At 68.3% G+C, this 18,326-nt stretch carries 8 protein-coding genes and 1 pseudogene; 2 read left to right on the top strand and 7 right to left on the bottom strand.

What is annotated here, in order from left to right; all coding sequences use genetic code 11:
• Nucleotides 1-335 (top strand): annotated as a pseudogene (locus E2651_RS44755) (extensin); the annotation flags it as partial.
• 254 nt (nucleotides 336-589) lie between these two features.
• Complete coding sequence (locus E2651_RS28230) at nucleotides 590-1,366, top strand: hypothetical protein (RefSeq protein WP_135334058.1); 777 nt, start codon at nucleotides 590-592, stop codon at nucleotides 1,364-1,366.
• Nucleotides 1,367-2,100: 734 nt separating this feature from the next.
• Here E2651_RS28230 and E2651_RS28225 read toward each other — a convergent pair.
• The 7 genes from E2651_RS28225 to E2651_RS28195 all read right to left on the bottom strand — a co-directional run bounded on the left by E2651_RS28225 (nucleotide 2,101) and on the right by E2651_RS28195 (nucleotide 18,323).
• Nucleotides 2,101-8,952, bottom strand: a complete 6,852-nt coding sequence (locus tag E2651_RS28225) for a polymorphic toxin-type HINT domain-containing protein (RefSeq protein ID WP_245239293.1) — start codon at nucleotides 8,950-8,952, stop codon at nucleotides 2,101-2,103.
• 143 nt (nucleotides 8,953-9,095) lie between these two features.
• Entirely contained in the window at nucleotides 9,096-13,262 is a 4,167-nt protein-coding gene (locus E2651_RS28220) for a LamG-like jellyroll fold domain-containing protein (RefSeq protein ID WP_245239291.1), read from the bottom strand.
• Nucleotides 13,263-14,116: 854 nt separating this feature from the next.
• Nucleotides 14,117-14,512, bottom strand: a complete 396-nt coding sequence (locus E2651_RS28215) for a hypothetical protein (RefSeq protein ID WP_135334056.1) — start codon at nucleotides 14,510-14,512, stop codon at nucleotides 14,117-14,119.
• A 95-nt stretch (nucleotides 14,513-14,607) separates the two neighbouring features.
• Nucleotides 14,608-15,039 (bottom strand): hypothetical protein, encoded by a 432-nt coding sequence (locus E2651_RS28210; protein WP_135334055.1) that lies wholly within the window; start codon nucleotides 15,037-15,039, stop codon nucleotides 14,608-14,610.
• Nucleotides 15,040-15,074: 35 nt separating this feature from the next.
• On the bottom strand, nucleotides 15,075-15,551 hold the full coding sequence (locus E2651_RS28205) for a hypothetical protein (protein ID WP_135334054.1): 477 nt from the start codon (nucleotides 15,549-15,551) through the stop codon (nucleotides 15,075-15,077).
• Nucleotides 15,552-15,624: 73 nt separating this feature from the next.
• A complete protein-coding gene (locus tag E2651_RS28200) occupies nucleotides 15,625-17,436 on the bottom strand; it encodes a hypothetical protein (RefSeq protein ID WP_135334053.1) in 1,812 nt (603 codons plus the stop codon).
• Between the two features lie 47 nt (nucleotides 17,437-17,483).
• Nucleotides 17,484-18,323 carry an AAA family ATPase gene (locus E2651_RS28195; RefSeq protein ID WP_135334059.1) on the bottom strand — a complete coding sequence of 280 codons (840 nt, stop codon included), beginning with the start codon at nucleotides 18,321-18,323 and terminating at the stop codon, nucleotides 17,484-17,486.
• Between the last annotated feature and the right edge of the window lie 3 nt (nucleotides 18,324-18,326).

Raw genomic sequence — 18,326 nt, 5'->3', positions numbered from 1 at the left:
CTCGATCTCCCCAACCTCCCTCCGATCCGGCCCCGTTCACGCCACGGGATCCCTTGGGCCACAACGGCTCGGCACCTGTGCGGCCCACGACGGCCGACGACGCGCCCGCCACTGCGCCCACGGCACCCGCGGGCCAGGGCAGCCCCGATCGGGCGGCAGGCGGCGACACGTGGGCGCGCGCCATAGCGATCGACAACACCGCGCGCGCAACGACCGGAAGCCCGGCCAGCATCTGGCGGCTGCGCACCGATCTCCGCGTCGGCCCGAACCGAGCCCGACAGATCCGAGCCCAGCTCCTCACCCGCCGTCCCGACCCCGCACCCCCACCATCGTGACCAGCACCGATCCCCTCATGGCGCCCGACCAGATCGATGGATCGACATTGCTTGACTTATCGCCCGCTCCAGAGCGTCCATGGTCGTACCGGCCAACGTCCGCGAATTCAGAATCCCTGAACTCGCCCTCACCTAGGCCGCGTTCGAACGGGAACTCCGTGATGCGCACGCGCCCGTTCGGACACCACAGCGCCTGACGCTGATCCCCGGCCGGGGCCCACATCCACCCTTCACTGGGAAACGAGGCCCCACTCATGTCCAACTCCGACACCACCCACGCCCCGCACCCCACGCCCGAACCCGAGCCCCTGGCCAACCTCACAGGCGCACCCGCCACGATCTACACGGAGCTGGTCGCCTCCCCCGGTGCCACCGGCGCCGAACTCGCCCTCGCCGCAGGCCTCGGCCGCTCCACCGCCGGAAAGGCACTGGTCGCACTCGAAGAGCAAGGGCTCGCGGTCCGCACACCCGGCGGCCACGAAGGAGCACGCCGCACCCCCGACCGCTGGAGCCCCGCTCCGCCCCCCACTCACGAGGAGGAGCAGACGCCGACTGCCGAGACCTCGGAGGCGAGCGCGAGGGACACGGACACAGGCACTGCCGCCCCGGCATCCCCCAGCGTCACCACCGCGGGCGACGCCGCGCACGGCGACGCAACCGACACCGCCGTGGCGGGAGCGGACTCGACGGGCGCCGCGGAAGCTCGCGGCGAGGGCAGGGATGGCGAGACTCCGGCCACCGCCCCTCGCGAGTCCGAAGATCCGGATGAGCCCAAGGCCATGACGACCACCCCTGGCGGACAGAGGGTGCGCCTGGCACCCGGCGCTCTGCGGCAGCTGGTCATCGACCACCTGGAAGCACACCCGGCCGAGGCATTCACCGCCACCAAGATCAGCCGCGTGATCGAGAAGAGCTCGGGTGCCATCGCCAACGCCCTGGTCACCCTGACTAAGCAGGGAATCACCGAGCAGGTCACCGAGCAGCCGCGCACCTACCGACTGGCCGGATCCGGAGCAGCAGAGACCGAGTAAATGCCGACCGATGGCGGTGCCTCCCCGATCCTGGTTTGGGGAGGCACCCGTCATACCCTCCATCATGGTCTGCTGCCCCAAGGCTCCCCATCGGCCCGGCCAACCACCGGATCGTGCCGGATTGCACCTTGGTGAGCTACACCAGCCGAACAAGAGTCGGTGGCCAATCCAAGAGGACGAGTCACCGATTTCCCTCTCCTGCCGCTTCGACACTCACCTCCGAGGAATTCTCAACTCCTCAGCAGAGAGTCCTCAAGAGTTTCCAGATACGGGTTCCTTCGCAGCCCAGAATGGGCCCTATAGAGCATGTCCAGACACGCCCTATAGGCAGAATGGATGAATCCGAAGAGTTGATCACGCGTAACTTGCGCCACCTCCTCAGCAAAGCTGAAACTCACTCCGACCCCACTGCTGACCGCACCAATCCGCACGGAACAGTCACACAGTGAGGCTTCCGCGTAACCTTGCCCATTCTCAACGAACTCGCGCTTCGCCAGTTCGAGCATTAGAACGAAGTCGACCACTGGGAGCCCGATACTGGTGAAATTCGAATCACCGTTATCGCTACGCAGTAGAACATTTACCCTGAAGTACCGGTAAATGAAGTCATCCCCAGTCAACTCAACCAAGGTGCGAGGGGACCCGGGTTCAGATCCTTCAGGCTTCCATCCGAAACCCCAAGAAGGATCATCACCCCTCGGACTGAAAGAAACACCAATCAACATAAACCCCTCCTAATACATGAACCTAGGCATGGCCGTCACGAAATTCCCGGCACCGTCTACGGCGATCCTTAGCCCATTTTGCCCGTTCGCTCCAACCTCCACGTCGCCAAAATCATAATCAATATAGTGGCCACTTCGAGGATCGGCGGCCGCGCGCGGAACCTTGACCCCCTTCTCTGTGGCCTCGTCCAGCATGCTCCTAAACTTAGGCTTGTCGATCCCCTTGGCCAGGACGTTGCCCATTTCGCCCGCCTCATGGTATGACCCGCCGTACATATGCTGATCCCACGAGTGGTCGAATTGCTTTGCCGTGATTATGCAATTCGAATTGTGAACCAGAATCGGGGTCTCACCAGCGAGCACATAGTACGTATGGAGGCCTTCGACGGTGAGGTTGTACGTACGAGCATGCTCCTGGTACTGGCGAGCGGCTGTCACGGTGACGGTGCGGCCGTCGTCCGTGCGCAGGGTCATGCCGGGTTTGAGGTCTCCGGCTTCGACCCAGTCCCTCTGGTCGACCGACCAGAAGGGGTGCTCGTATGTGGCGGTCAGCTTCTCGGCGCCGTCGGGTGTGGCGATGGTGAGTTCGGTGAACTGCTTGTCGTCATTGGTGACGATGGTCGCGGTGACTTCGCGTTCGCTTGTCTCGCCGGTTTTCGGGTCGGTGGCCAAGACCTTGTCGCCGATTTCGACATCCTCGATGTCCTTGGCCGAGCCGTCGGCCAAGAGGACACCGGTGCCGGCCAGGAAGCACTTGCAGCCGGATGGTGCGCCCTTCTTCGACTTCCCTGCGGCCTCTGCGACTTCCTCGCCCTCCTTGAGTTTCTTGAGCTTGAGGAGCTTGAGGGCCTTCGCGGGCGTGGGCAGGTCTGCAAGCGCGCTGCCACAGTCCGCCACCCCATGCTTGTTCCAGCAGCCTTTCCACGCGTCGATGTCAGGTGCAGCGACGGTCACGATGACTGAGAGGAAGTTCAAGACCGGATCGTTGGCATCGGGGTAGGGGCCAGGGACAGGGGCCGGGTTGGCACTGGGGGACGGCAGGGGACCGCTGTAACTCCCGCTACCGCCGCCTCGGTACCCTCCGCCACTGCTGTGGCCGCCATTGCCCTTGCTGTTACCGCGGCTGCCACCACCCTTGCTGCCGCCACCGCCGCCGCCCGTGCACACCATGAAGTTGCAGGTGGAGCCACCGCAGGATTGCTTGATGCCGTCCTTGCAGGGGAGCTGTCCTGTGGGGTCGGGGAACGTGAGGGGGTTGTTGTTGCCGTAGGTGTAGCCGTTCATCTGTTGCGGGTCCGTCAGGTCCATGATCGGGTCGACGGAGATGAAGCGTCCGGTGGTGGGGTCGTATTCGCGGGCGCCGAGGTGTGTGAGTCCTGTGGATTTGGTGTCGTCGGTGCCGCCGACGAAGCCCTTGGTGCCGGGCCAGGACTTCGGCGCCTCGCCCCGCGGGCCCCCGAAGGGCAGTGTTCGGCGCTGCGTGAGGGTCAGATCCGTTGCTGCGATGGAGAGTTGGCCGGTGCCCTGGTGGTCGGCGGTGGTGAAGGTGACGGTGCCGTTGTCTTCCTTGACGGCCTGATGGCCGCCGCCCAGGGGTGTGTAGCGGGTGGCCTTGGCTTTGGCTGCTCCCTTGGGCAGGGTGACTTCGGAGTGGCCGAGGTAGAGGGTGGTCTCCGTCGGGGTACGTGCGATCAGGCGGTTGCCGTCGGTGTCGTAGAGGTACTCGGTGACCTTGTCCGCCCCGCCTGCAACGGGTTCGGTGACCTTGGCAAGGTGGCCTTCGGCGTCCCAGGCCAGGGTCTGGGTGTCGCCGCGCACGGTGCGGGTGGTGGTGTTGCCGGTCTTGTCGTAGCCGTAGGAGTCCTTGGTGGCGGTTCCGCCGGGCAGTTGCGAGGTGACCGAGGTGAGGGTGTGGGGCTGCGGGTCCCCCGGCTTCGGGTAGTCGTAGGTGCGCTGGGTGTTCTTGGTGCTGTCGCCGCCGGTGTCGTGGAAGGTTTCGGTGAGGCGGTTGCCGGCCTTGTCGTAGGTGTAGGAGTGCCAGTAGGGGGCCGGGCCGCCGGTCTTGTCTGCGGCCGGAGCCGTGGCGCAGGTCTTGTCGCCCTGGGTCCAGGCTTCGGTCATGCGCCGCAGGTAGTCGTAGGTGAAGCACTGCGTGTCGGTGCCGGTGCGGGAGACGTCCGAGACGGACAGGATGTTGCCGGCTTGGTCGTAGCGGTAGGTGTCGAGCTGGTCGACGCCGGGCTGGTCCTGGCGGTCGATGCGGGAGGTGGCCAGGCGCTGGGTGCCCCACTCGTAGGTGTTGGTGGCCCAGGTCTTCTTGCCGCCGCCGGTGTTGCCCAGGGCGTACTGGAGCGGCTTGCCGGTCAGTGAGTAGCTGGTGTCGGCCTGGAAGCCGTCGCCCAGGACGGAGATGGGCCGCAGCGTCTCCTTCTCGTAGGTGGTGGAGTATCCGCCACCGGGCAGGGAGCCCGCCGCCGAGTAGCTGATGCCGCCTACCAGGCCGGAGGGCAGGTAGTTGGTGCCGGTCTGGTAGGTGCCCGCCAGGGCGCCTTCCTTGTCGGGGATGACCACCGCGGTCTTCATCGGCCGGTACAGCCGGTCGTAGCTGGTGACCTTGGAGGTGTAGGCGGCGCCGTCCACGTAGCGGGTGGATTCGGCGAGCTGGCCCTTGGCGCCGATGATGGTGTCGTAGACCCACTTGGCGCGCAGTTCGCCGGTGGCGCTGTCCTTGCGTAGCTCGGTCTTGCGGCCGAGGTTGTCGTAGACGCTGGCCAGCGTGGTGCCGCGGGCGTCGGTGGTGGTGGTCAGCTGGCCGCGGTCGTCGTACGTGCTCTTCGTGGTGCCCTTGTCCGGGTCCGTGGTCTCGGTCTGGCGTCCCAGCTGGTCGTAGCTGTAGCTCCAGTTGTTGCCCGCCGGATCGGTGACCTTCGCCAGCTCGCCTCGTGGGGTGAAGGCGTACGACGTGGTGTCGAAGGCCGCGCTCTGGCTGCGGGTGTGGTGCTGGCGCAGCTCGGTGGTCTTGCCTCGGGCGTCGGTAAGGGTGGTAGCGGCGGTGGCCCCCTCGGGCGGGATGACCGTGGTGCGATCGCCGCCATAGATGGTCTTGGTGATGCCCAGCACGGTGCCGCCGTCGCCGTTTCCGGCGATCTGCCGCTCCTCGACAGCGCGCCCCAGACCGTCGAAAGCGGTGCGGGTCTGCGTCTCCACGCTCAGCGCGTCGGCGGGCTTGAACAGCGTCCGGCTGGGTGCGCCCTCGGTGTAGTAGGGGGCGAACGTCTTGGTTGTCAGGCCGCGTTCGTCGTAGAAGATGTCGCTGAGGATGCGGCCGGCATTCGGGCCGGGAGCCTGGGTCTGGCGCTCGCGCAGGAATCCGTCGTACAGCGTGTATGAGGCGACCTGGCCGCCCTCGTTGTTCACGGTCTGGGTGCGGACCGCGACCGGCTGGCCCTCGTTCACGAAGTAGGTGAACTGGTAGCTGGGTGTCTGGCTGGTGCGGCGGTCGGCCAGCCACACCTTTTCCGCGCGGCCGAGCGCGTCGTACGTCATCTCGGTGCGCTTGGCGTTGGTGTCCACCGTCGCTTTGGGCTGACCGCGCAGCGGCTCCAGCTCGGTGACCGTGGTCTGCACCGAGGTCGCATCTGCCGCCTTCACCGGCGGGGTGGTCTCGGTCACAGTCGTGGCGAAGCCGGTGGCCGGGCTGTAGGCAGTGGTTGCCTTGCGGCCGTCCGAGCGCACGGTGCGCACCGGGGCGTCGCCGCCGGTGGCGGTGACGTCGGCGGTCAGGTCGGTGGCGGTCAGCTGGCGGCCGTAGCCGTCGAAGGTCGCGCCGGATTCTAGGTAGGTGGCCTTGGTGCCGTCGTGCTTCTTCAGTGTGGCGGTCGCGGTGGCATCGCCCTTGGTGGGCGCGGCCCCGTAGGCTCCGCCGTCGTAGGCGGTACGGACATCGGAGATGACCTGCTTGGCACGGTCGGGGGTGTCGGCGCACTTGACGGCGACGATCTCTGCCCGGGAGGGCAGGGTGAGGATGTTGTCGGCGGTGTTGGTGGCGTAGGTGGTGCGGGTGCACTGATTGTCGGCTGCCGTAGCGTTGTCGCCGAGATCGTCGACCTGAGTGACCCGGCCCGCGACGGTGTCGAAGTCCGTCGCGGTCGAGGTGATCCGCCAGTCGGTCCCAGCTCCGTCGTCCAGCGAGGTCCAGCTCTTGGAGTGGGCCGTGCCGGTGAAGTTGGCCGTCACCGTGCCCCAGTCGCGGACCTTCTTCGCGGTCTCGTGGCGCCAGGGACGGTTCACCGTCTTGTCCAGGATCTTGCCGCCCGGCCCGGAGTAAGTGACCGTCTTGTAGGGAAATCCGGCTGCCGACTCGTGATCGGTGATCGGGTCGCCCTCACCGCTTCCCAGGCTGACCGAGACGCTCTTGGTGCCGCCGGTGGTGTCCTTGCGGTCGCCGTCCATGCCGCGCAGGAAGTAGGAGTCCTCCTGCGACTTGAGCGCGTCGCCGCCGCCCTGACCGCCGGCCTTCACCCGGACGTGGCCGTAACCGCGCCACTGGGACCAGGTCTTGAACTTCTTCTTCGTCAGGCCGTCGTCATCGTCGTAGTGCCAAGCCGCATCGCCCAGGTACTCGTAGGCGGTCACCGCGTCGGCTGCACCGCCGGTGCGGTCGGTGGTGGTCGTCGAGGTGACGACGTACTTGTTGAACCACTGCCGCTCCGGGTCGTCCGAGCTGGAGCCGCCGATGTACTGCGGGAAGCAGCGCGTGGTGTTCGACTCCGGGGCGGGCAGTGCGTCCCAGTTGCATGTCGGGGCCGAGTAGTTGACGTCGACCTGGCCACCGGAATCGTCGGCGACCGTGGACAGCCGCGCCTTGATGAACGGTGCGTAGCCGTCACCTGTCTTGTCCAGCCGGTTGGCCAGCTGGGTGTAGGCGAAGGTGGTCTTGGGGAGCGTCACCGCGGGCTCAGCCGTGTGGCCGGTGCGCTGGACGGAGTCGAGCAGCAGCTGGTAGTCGACGTCCGCCTGTCCCCAGCGGTGGCCCAGCTTCCAGGAGTCGACCTTGCTGTAGGTGTCGCCGTTGAGGACCTGGGTGGTGACGCCGGTCAGACGCTTGCGGGTGAAGAACGTCGGCGACAGGCGGCCCTGGTCGCAGTCCGACGTCTCCGTGCAGTTCATGTCCCAGGGCGTGTCGTACCAGTAGAAGGCGTCCTTGCCGATGTCTGAGCAGTCGGTGCTGCTGTCGGGCAGGCAGCGTTCGGCGGTGGTGAAATCGACCTTGGCCAGCGGCTTGCCGCCGTACATCGCCGAGGACTTCAGGCCGTACTCGATGCGGCTGAGCGAACCGCCGCGGGTGTAGCGGGTGTTGTCCTTGGCCTCAAGGTTGCGGCCATAGGAGTTCTTCTCTTGGTCGTAGTAGTACGCGATCGCGTTGCCGCGCGGATCGACGACGTAGTCGAGGTTCCAGCGCCAGGCCTGCTGGCACCAGGAGTCGGCGAAGGACGCCTTGTGGCAGGGCTCGCCGTCGTTGTTGCCGAAGACCGGTACCGTCCACGTCGATTCCGTGGTGGCCTTGCCGTCCGCCCAGCCGGGCAGCCGGTTGTAGCCGAAGTAGTAGCGCACGCCCTCGGGGTCGGTCAGACGCCAGTACTCACCGTCGTTGTCACCGTTGCCGCGGTCAGTGGACGACAGCTTCTTGATGCGACTGCCGTCGTCCTGCTTGAACTTGAACTCGCCGTCCCCGGCCGGGACCAGCTCGCCACCCTTGCCGTTGAAGGTGATGAACGCGTTGTCGTAGTCCCAGCACTGATCGCCGGGCTTGTTGCCGTCCGCGTGCTTCTCCCCGTCGTCGGCGCACGTCTGGTAGCGCCGCTCGATGTATCCGGGCCACAGATCGAACCCGTCGCCGACCCAGGAGGACTGGTTGTTCGTCGAACCAGACCGTCCATCGATCGCGCCGGAGGAGTAGGACAGGCCCACCTCCGGCTTCAGCTCGCCCGGTACCTCGGGCACGGGCATGTCGTACGACCAGGAGAAGTCGCCAGTGTTCAGGTCCGTGTCCCAGGTCGCGGACGGAGACAGGGCGGTCGCTTTGTAGTCGCCGCTCGCGCTCTTCTCGTCCGCGACGGCGGCCAGCACGGTCGGCCCTGAGGCTCGGAGGGCCACCGAGTCGGCGGTCAGGGTCTGCTTCTCCGTGTCGTTGGCGGTCTGCACCGGCTCGGCGGTACGACACTGCTGCTTCGCCGGAGTGTCCAGGGCACAGGCCGGCAGCTGGAGCAGGGTGAGGCGAGACGCGTAGCCGCCGCCGAAAGCCTCGGCAAAGCTGGAGTAGTCCAGCGCCGCCCGGACCTTGCCGGGCTTGTCACGCGCCTTGTCCCCCGGGTCCAGGGTGAACAGGACACCGTTCACACCGGCCCGCTCAGCCGCCTTGCGGCTCAGCACGCGGGCCTCCACGCCGCCTGCGGCAGGCGTGGCTCCGGACTTGGCGCTGCGGCCCGCCCGCTTGGAGGCGGCCGCCTTCGGCACGCCCACGGTCAGCGGCAGCCCCTTGGCCTTGACGGGCTTCGCTGATTCCTTGGCCGACGGCTCCGGAATCTCCACCACAGCCGAAGCGGCCTTCGGCCAGGCTGCCTTCGGCGCCTTCGGCGGCGTCTTCGGCCCCTTGGTCACCCTGCGCGGATCGACCTTGACGCCGTCCCCGCCCTTGACCGGCTTCTCCGCCGAAGGAAGGCCCGGTCTGCCACTGCCATCCGCCGTCGCGACCGGTGCACTCACCGCCTGCAACAGCGTGCCCACCATCACGGCGGACACCGCCAGGGCCGCTCTTCGCCGCAGCACGGCGAACCGGCGCGGTCTAGTTTTCCCGTTCATCTTCAAGAATCAGTCCTTCACACGACAACACCAGCCCACGCGGCTACGTGGCTACGCGGCACGGCGTTGAAAGATCAGTAAGGAATACGTCGCATGGCGGGTGTGCCGGGAGGGGACGGAGCCGCTCCCGGCACACCCGGGGCTCAGCTGTCGCCCGGCACGTCGGTGGGGATGTCGAACCAGGAACCGGCCAGCTTCTCGATCTGCGCGTCGCTCAGTGCGCCCTGGAAGGCCCACACGTCGTCGACGGCGCCGGCGAAGTAGGTTCCCGCAGCGTCCCCCTTGGCCTTGCCCACTTGCAGGGACAAGGGCGCCTTGAAGGTCAGGACGTTGTCGGCCCAGGCGATGAGGTCCTGGCAGGCGGTGTCGTCCGCGTCGCCGTTGCCGTCCGCATCCCCGCAGGCAACCTCCTGCAGGACACCGTTGACGTAGAGGCGGGCCTCCTTGGCGAAGCCGTCGTAGACCACCGCCAGGTGGTTCCACTCGCGCACGTCGTAGAACTCGGTGTTGCCCACCTGCGTGACGGCAGCGTCCGTGCTGTCCTTGTCCGCGAGCGTGAGCTCCCAACGCCCCAGGCCTTCAGGGTCCTTGGCGTCCGGCTGGAAGCGCACCGTGAAGGCACTGCGATGCAGGCCCTCACCGCTGACCAAGGCCATTCCGTGCTCTGGGATCGCCGCGGCCTGGGCCCAGGCGGTCACGGTGAAGCTGGCGCTCGTGTCGACGGGCATCAAGGCGGTGCCCGCATACGCGTCCGTGCCGTTCAGCTGCAGCCCGCTGTTGTCGATCATTCCCGAGCCGAGCTGGGCGCCGCCGTTCAGGTTCATCGGGCGCTTGTGTGCGGAGGAGTCCGGTGTGGTGGTCCCGCTGCTGTTGGTCTCCTCGAAGTTCCAGCGGCCCTTGACCAGCGGGCGCTGCTTGAACATCTGCTGGACCTCCTCGGCCGAGACCGGCCGGTCCAGCAGGCGCACATCATCGATGCTGCCCGGGAAGTGGTTCTTGACCTGCCCGCTGTAGTTGCCCGCGCCGAGGTACATGGACTGGTCGGCGTAGAACGCCCCGGCCAGCGGGACCGATCCGGCCTTGGCCCCGTTGACGTACAGCGTGAGGGTGTTGGCGACCGTGTCGTGCACGCCCACCAGCTGTGCCCACTCCCCCACATAGGCGCTGTCGCCCTCGGGCTGCATGGCGCGGATCGGGGTGGCATCAGCGGCGTCGGCGGAGTACTGGTTGACCGCCCACCGGTTGTAGGTGGCGGAGTAGTACAGCTCGAAGCCGGGACGGTCCTTGCCTGCCTGCGCGGCGATGACCGCCGCGCCGTCCGGCTTCTTGTCGAGCTTGGCCCAGGCGGACACGGTGAAGCTGCGCGAGGTGTTCACGTGCGGCCCGTTGGTCTGGCCGATCTTCGCGTAGCCGTCGGTGCCGTTGAACGTGGCGGCCTTGCCCGCGATGCCGGGGACGCCCGTGGTGACGCCGCCGTTGTACTTGGCGGGCAGCACACCGCCGTGCCCGGCGATCTCCTTGGCATCGGCCGCTTCGTCCAGGTCGAAGACCGCCAGCGCGGGGCGGCCCGGGTCGCCGATCGTCTGCTGGGCGTGCAGCTTGTCGATCTCGTCCTGCGCCAGCGGCTTGTCGAACAACTGCACGTTGTCGACCGCGCCCGGGAAGAACGCCGCCGGCGCGCCGCTGTAGGAGGCGGCTCCCAGCTGCAGGCCCCGACGGGCCTCCCACGGGCTGTCGTAGGCGGTCTTGCCGACGAGCTTGCCGTCGACGAACAGCTCCAGCACATCGCGCACCGAGTCATAGGACCCGGCCAGGTGCGTCCACTTGTCCGGCGCCACGCCCCCGGGCTGATCCGCCATCGCGCGGGCGATGCCCGCGTCCGCGGTATCGGACTTGTACTGGTTGAACGCCCAGCGGTCGTAGGTCTTGGAGTAGTAGAGCTCGAAGCCCGGGCTGTGGTTGCCCGGCTGGGTGGCGATGACCGCCGCGCCCTCGGGCATCCTCGACAGCTTCACCCACGCCGAGACCGCAAACCCGCCACTGGTGTTGACCACCGGGATGTCGGTGGAGGCATAGCCGTCGCTGCCGTTGAACGACAGGGCGGTGCCCTGCACCCCGGCCGTGCCCGGGGTTGCCCCGCCGTGCAGTTGCGCGGTGCGCGACGGTGTCGATCCCTTCGCCTCACCGGCGCCTTCGGCCTCGTCCAGCTGCCAGGTCGCCCGCTCGGGTTGGCCGGCCTTGACCCGGTACTGGTAGGTGCGGATCTCGCTGCCGTTGCCCGCGGTGTCGAAGGCCTGGGCCGTGATGAAGTTCAGTCCCGGTTTGGCGGGCAGCACCTTCGCAGTCTTCGCGGCGCCACTGGACGTGGTGATCTTGTTCTTTGAGCTGGGGTCGGTGTTGATGCCGTACCGGTAGGAGGCCACATCACTGTCGGCTGCCTTCAGGTCGAACGACCCGTACTTGCCCACCCCGTCGTACCAAGGATCGTTCGGGTCCTCCGAATCGGAGGCCGGGTACTCACCCGAGGACACCGTCGGCGCCTTGGGGACCTTGGTGTCGTAGACGAAGTAGCAAGCCGTCGGGTCCCCCGCATACGACCAGGGAGAGTACTGCGCCCCGTCATAGACGCGGGCGTACCAGTTGACCAGTTTGTTGGCGGGAACCGACGAGGGCAGGCTGATCGTGAAGTCGGATCCGGACTTCTTGGACGTTGTCCGCGCCGGGCTCCAGCTGCCGCCGTCCCACTTGGCCTGGAACTGCACCGAGACGCTGTCGCCGTCCGGGTCCTTCACGTTGTTGGCGTGGATCTTCCCCAGGGTGCGGACGCGTGCGGCATCGCCGGACCTCTTGCAGGTCCCGCCGTACTCCATCGTCAGCTGCGACATCTTGAGCTGCGAAGGCGCCCGGTTGTACTTCACCCGCAGAAACGCCTTGTCCGAGAACCGCTTCCAGCCGTACGCATCCGACTCACTGCCCGCGCGCAGACCGAACGTCATCGTCGCATCCCGGCCATCCGCCGCATCCTGCACCGCCGACTTCACCGAGAACTCGGCGTCCTTGGCCGCACAGCCGGAGTAGCCGTAGGCGAACGACTTCGACGACAGCTGCTTCTCCCAGAACCCGGACGCATTCTGCGAATTCCACGTCGTCGAGGAGGAGATGCCCTTGGTCTGCCACAGCTCCACGCTGCGATCCGAGCAGGAAGCGGACCAGGTGTTACGCACCACGAACTCGGCCGACAGAATCGACTTGCCCGCGAACTTGGACACCGGAATGCGGTAGAAGAGCCGCTTGGTGTCGTTCGGCTGGCAGTAGTACCAGTTGCAGTAGCCCATGCCCGCGTCGCTATCGCCGTTGAACTTCCACTGCGGCGAGGAGTCCCAGTACTTCGACGCCATCGTCCACGCCGAGGCGCGCGGCGAGTACCACTGCGGATCGATGAACACCGGATACGTGGTGTCCTTACCCTTCAGCACCTCCGCGTCCGGCGTCAGCACCAACTCCTGGCCCCCGGCGGGAACATCCACCTCCACCGGCGCGAGCTTGCCGGACTCCCCCGCCGCAGGCTCCTCCCCAGCCTGCGACTGAGCTTCTCCGCCTTGCGACGCGAGGGCCCCGGACGGCGCGGACGGCGCGGACTTCGCGGCCGGCGCAGTGTTGGTGCCGGGGCTGGAGTCCCACATCATCGGCTTCGGCGCCTCGAACACCGCACCCTTGGCGCCCTTGTCGATGGCCTGGAGCTCGCCCTGGGCGGTCTCCTTCACCTCTACGCCATCAGCAGCCAGCTTCAACCGCAGCTCCGCGAGATCCGAACTCTCTGCGGCCTTGGCCGACTTCACCACCAGAAGCTGAGTGAAGCCGTCCTCCTGCGCCCCCATGCGCAGGTCCACATCCGGGAGCACATCGGCATAGGTGGCGGTGGCCCCGTCCAGTTGCGGCGAGGGCAGCTTGCCCGGCCAGGACAGCGCCAGCTCACGACCGGACTTCGTCATCCGCACCAGCGGCGCATCCCCGCCGCCGGAGAACTCCAGCCCCACCGTGGTCACTTTCGGCGCGACGCCGCCATCGGCGGACTTCGCCAGATCGGTGTCGACCGGCTTCCACTGGTCATCCACGCGGGCCCGGACCGGGCGCAGGTACTCCCGCGCCTCGAGGTTCCCGTCGGCAGTCGCGTACACGTCGCTGCTCGCGCTGCGCAGCGACGTCACCTCGACCGGCTTGCCAGTCCGCTTGGCCTCCGCCAAGGCCGCCTCGGTGCTTGCCTCTTCAGCAGCTGCACCCTCGTCTGCGGACTTCGCTGCCGTGGGCATGGTCGGCGAGGCCCCTGCGGCGGTCGCCGCTGGGGTCAAGCCCGCCACGATCGCCACGCTGATCAGACCCGCCAGCGCCCCGGCCCCGCCGCGCGACCACACGCGCCTCCACATATCCCACCCTGGCCCATCGCAAAGATGAAGATTCCCTAAACAAGGAACCAAGCTGGGACTGTATGTAGCGGCCAAGTAAAGATCCAGATGCATCATTCAGGGCGAATGACCTATAAGACCTGACCCCTTCGTGATGTCGATCACGGTTGTACTCCATAGGGTGCCAACTCCATAACGCTCCGGCACCGAAGGTGACTTCAACAGAGCAGCAGCCCCACCGAGTCACCCACGGCCTCCATCAACCGAACGAGGTCAGAGCTTGGCGTCATACGTCACGGACCGCGTCTGGGGCGAATTGGGAGCAGGCGGACCGTTGCTCGTGCAGCACGAGAGGGCGACGGGACATGCGGGCAGCCAGGCCGCGGGACGGCGACGTACCCTCCCGTCGGCAAGAACGACGTCCGGCCGGAACCCGAACAGGGTCCCGCGTGCCTGCGCCACCCCGAGGGCGCCCTACCGATCCAGACGGGGCAGCGTACGCCACCACTACCGCCCGATCGCTCAGGTGAGGAAACCGGTTCCCGAAACGTCGGCCACCACGGCGCCTTGAGCCATGCCGATCCATCTCTCCGCAGCTCCTGCGGGTACTGGTTCGGCCGGTGCAGACACCTACTGCGTGGTCAGGGTGGAGACACCTCCCTCAGCGTGCCGAGCGCACGCGCGAAGCGCAGGCCGAGGCTGCAGCCTCGGCCTGCGCCCGTCGGCATAGCCGCGGCAGATCGCTGGGGCCTAGATTCCGATCAACTCGTGACAGACGATGTGCCCATCGCGCTCGATTGGGCCCGTCCCCTCTCCCACAGGTCCCGGTAGGCGCGGACCGGCTGGAAGTACGCGTCGAAGCAGGGGCCGGGGCGGACCGTGGCGCTGGTGAAGTTGATGTCTGCGACCTGCCAGGGGTATCCGTCCTGGTCGAAGGGCAGAACGGTGGCGTCGAGTTCGCCACGTTCGAGGTGGACAGCGCGGAGGGTGAGGCCGAGCGGGGTGCGGGTGGTGGGGCTTCGGTGGACGGCGAGGGTGATGCGTACCGGGGAGTCGGGGGTCGGGCTGGCATAGGCGTGGTCGCCGATGACCTGCCACCAGAGGGAAGTGTCGGCGGGCAGCAGGCCGATGAGGATGGCGTGGTCGGTCAGGCGCATGGCGGATCCTTCTCCCTGTTCGTGGCAATGCGGGGTCGTTGTGCTGGTAGCGGGGGCCGCCCAACCCGGGGCGGGGCGGGGCGGCCCGGGGTGTGTCACGTCGTCGGGCGGGATGCGGCTTGGTAGGTGTCGAGGACGAGGGCGAGCTGGTTGAGCTGCTGGGTGGTGCGGGCCGCGAGCATGTCGGCGCTGTGGCCGCAGGTCCCCAGCACACCGCTGGCCGGGAGGAAGCCCGCCGTGCGGCGGTCGTCCAGTGCATCGGTGAGGTGGTCGCGGGCCTGTGCGGCTTGCAGGCGCAGTCGGCCGTAGAGCCGGTCCGCCTCCAGAGCCGTGTACAGGGTCAGTTCGGCCAGCAGGGCCATGGCCCCGTCACGGGCGGCCTGGGCGCGTAGTTGGTCGTAGGCGTCGTCGCCGAGCGCCTCGCGTACGGCCTGTCCGCCCGGGCCCGTCGGAGCGGTGGACGCTGAACTCGTGTTTGTTGGCGGGGACTTGGCGGTGCCGCGAACGCGGCTGTCCGGTTGGGGCATCGTCGGAGGTCCTTCCCTGCGGTGGGGCGAGTCGGTCAGAGGGCTTCGCCGTAGCGGCAGGTGTCGGTGTGTGCTTGGTCGGTGTGGAAGGTGTCGGGGGCGCCGGTCTCGCTGTCGCATTCCTCATGCCTGAGGGGGCCTTGGGCCAGGCGGTCTCCCAGGTCTGCCAGGTTCCGGATGGTGGCGATGGGGACCAGGGCCGCGCATTCGGGGCAGGGGCCGAGGAGTTCGAAGGCTTCGTCGTCGTAGACCGGAAAGCGGGCCAGGAAGACGTACTTCTCGGCGGTCTGCGGGCAGGTGGCGGTGGCCAGGACCGGCTCGCCCGGGGTGGTGCGCCGCCTGAGCCAGTCGGGTTCGGTGGTGATCTGGTCCAGGCCGAGGCCGAGGGTGGCGGCCAGGCGTACGGCGGTGCGGGCGTGCTCCTCGCCCCGCCAGCGGCCGTGCGGGCTGACGGCCATGGTGTGCCGGATGAAGACGGCGGCGGCGTGGGCGCGTTCAGCGATCGAGGTCATTCGGATCACCCTTCTTAGCTGCTCGGTGGATGGGGTGCCGCCCGGGATGGGCGGCACCGTGCGGCGGGTCGGGTCAGCGGGTGGTGGCGATTGCGGCAGTCGCCGCCTGGGCGATCGCGGCGGTGGCCCGGGCCAGGTCGGCCAGTTCGAGGAGAGTGGTGCCGGGCAGGGGGCGCGGGTCGGGGGCGAAGGCGAGCCACAGGACCGCGCATCCGGTGCGAGTCAAGGTCTTGATGCGGTCGGCCGCGCGGGCCGCCTCGTCGGGGGCGTAGTAGCCGTCGGAGGCGATCACCAGCAGGCGTCCTCGGCCCGGTTGGGTGAGGCCGAGCCCGGCGGACAGGGCGTCGGTTGTCTCGGCGAGGCTGTGGCCGAAGCCGTCGGCGGTGAACTCGGCTACCCGGTCCGGGGTGCGTCCGGGGGCGGTGATCGCGGTGAGGAAGTGGTCGTAGGCCACTGTCGCGGCCGAGGAATCGGGGTCGGTCAGGGCCGTGGCGCGGGCGAGGATCCAGGCGGCGGAGGCGATCGGGGCGGCTGCCTCGTGCATCGAGCCGGAGATGTCGACGGCGATCCCGACCCGCAGGGGCGGGCTGGGGGCCTGGCGTCGCTGGGTGTGGATCCAGGGCATCGCGGTCGGGGTGGCGCCTGCCGCCTTCTGCGCGTCCCGGGCCAGGGCTCCGCGCATATTGAGGCGTCCGGGCGGGGCGGCCGATGCCGTAACGGTCGCGGTGCGTTCGCGGTACGCCGCCGTGCGGAGGGCTCTAGCTAGTTGCCCGGCGGCTGCCTTCTCCGCTCCGGTGGGGTTTCGGGTGCCTGTGATTGGTGACTTGGGCGGCTTGCCCCGGTGCTTCGTTGTGCCGGGCGCGTGGGGGCGCCGTGTGCTGGGTGCGAACACTTTGGTTGCGGTGAGGGCGGCCTGTTTCTCCTGGGCGGCCCGTTCGGACTTCTCCCTCGCCCGGGTGGCGCGGGCGGCGGCGATCGCTGCCGTCGCGGCCTCGGCGGCGGTGATGTTGCCGATGGTCTCGCCGATCGCCTCGGCCAGCTCGCCCTGCCCCTGGGCGTCCGGACCGGGCGCGGGTGGCGGCTGGTGCGGATCGGCGCCGAGCGCCTGGCACCAGGCGCGGGCATGCGCGAGCATCTGGGGCCCGTCCTCGTCCCGGGTGACCTGGGCGGCCTTCCAGATTCCGGCCAGGGTGGCCAGGAGGTCCGTGCCGAGTACGGCGGTGACCGTCTCTTCGAGGGGGTCGGTTTCGTCCGCGTCGAGGATTCCGGCGTCCCGGCGGGCCAGGATCAGCCCGGCCGCATAGGCGGCCTGCCAGGGGTCGTTGGGTGTGTGGGCGGTGAAGTCGGCCAGGACCAGGCGGCCGACGCAGGCCCGCAGGAAGGGCCGGTCACCGGGGCGGCGGGCCAGATGGGTGTACTCGACCCGGGATTCCTCCAGCATCTGCGCCGCACCGTCAACTGCGGTGCCCCGTAGGGCCGCTGGGGTGGTCCACTTGCTGTGGGCGGAGTGTGAGGCTTCATGGACCAGTGCGCCCCAGGCCACCGGGTAGCGCTCCTCATCTCCGTGCCGAGCGGGTTGGAGGGCGGCAGGGCGGTGCGGGGCGAAGACGCTGGTGTCGATCTCGATGACCGCCTGGGTCGGGTAGAAGGCGGCCGGGGCTCCGGCGCGGGTGCCGCCCACCTCGCAGGTGACGATCACGTCGTCGCGGCCCGCGATCTCGGGCAGCCGCTCGGTCAACGCGGCCGAGATGCGCAGCCAGTGCCCGGCGGGTGCGGCCGGGGGCAGGTGGCCGACGTGCCCGCCGTCGTCCTCCCATCGGCAGGCGGCCTGCTCCTCTTCGTACTGGACGGTGGCGGCATAGCTGATGTGGGCCTGTGCGGGCATGTCGGGTCAATCCCTTCCGGGTGTTGAGGGGTTGGGGCGCAGGGCGGTCAAAGTTGGCGGCCCAGGGCGAGTGCGCTCACCGGGCGGCCGATCGCCTTGGTGACGACCTCGGCGACGGTGTCGCGGTCTTCGAGCGGGGCGATGCCGACCAGGTTGGCGAAGGCCGCCTCGGTGCCGAGGGCATCGGCGATCTTCGAGAAGGCGATCAGTTCCCGCAGTTGCGGGGCCCAGCCGACCTCCCCGGTCTCCTGTCGGGCGGCGAGGTGGCGGGCCACGCGCACCGCCGTCCGGTTGATCTTCAGGGCGGCGGCCAGGTCGTAGTCGGAGCCCACCTGGATCTGCACGCTGAACCGGGATGCGAGGGCCTCGGTGAGCACGGCGCCGTGCACGCCCGGGTTGTGACCTGCGATCACGTAGAAGCTGTCTTCGGCGGTGATGGTCTCCCCCTTGTGCGCCTTGACCTGGATCTGCCTGCGCCCGTCCATGGCCGGGTACAGGGCGGCCAGGACCTTCGGGGAGATCAGGGTCGCGTCGTCCAGGAGCAGGGCCCGCCCCTCCTGCATGGCCGTGACCAACGGTCCGTAGATGAACTCGTACCCGCCCTGCTCGTCCTGGGTGTACTCCCCGATCAGGTCGCCGACCGTGGTGTCGCCGTCCCCGGCCACCGTGATCAGGTCGCCGAAGGCCGCCTCGATCAGTGAGGTCTTGCCCGTGCCCGGCGGTCCGTAGAGGAGGACCGGAACCCCCGCCGCTCGCAATCGACCGAGCGCCTCGACATCGGGCAGGCTCGCCAGTGCTCTGGGGTGATAGCGCTGCCCGTTCGGCCGCACGATCGGCCCCGGTTTCCCTCCGGGCGGCGTTGAGGGCGGCGGGCTCGGGCTGCTCATCAC

The organism is Streptomyces sp. MZ04 (genome assembly GCF_004684775.1).
Lineage (GTDB): Bacteria > Actinomycetota > Actinomycetes > Streptomycetales > Streptomycetaceae > Streptomyces.
This window is presented reverse-complemented; position numbering and strand designations above follow the sequence as displayed.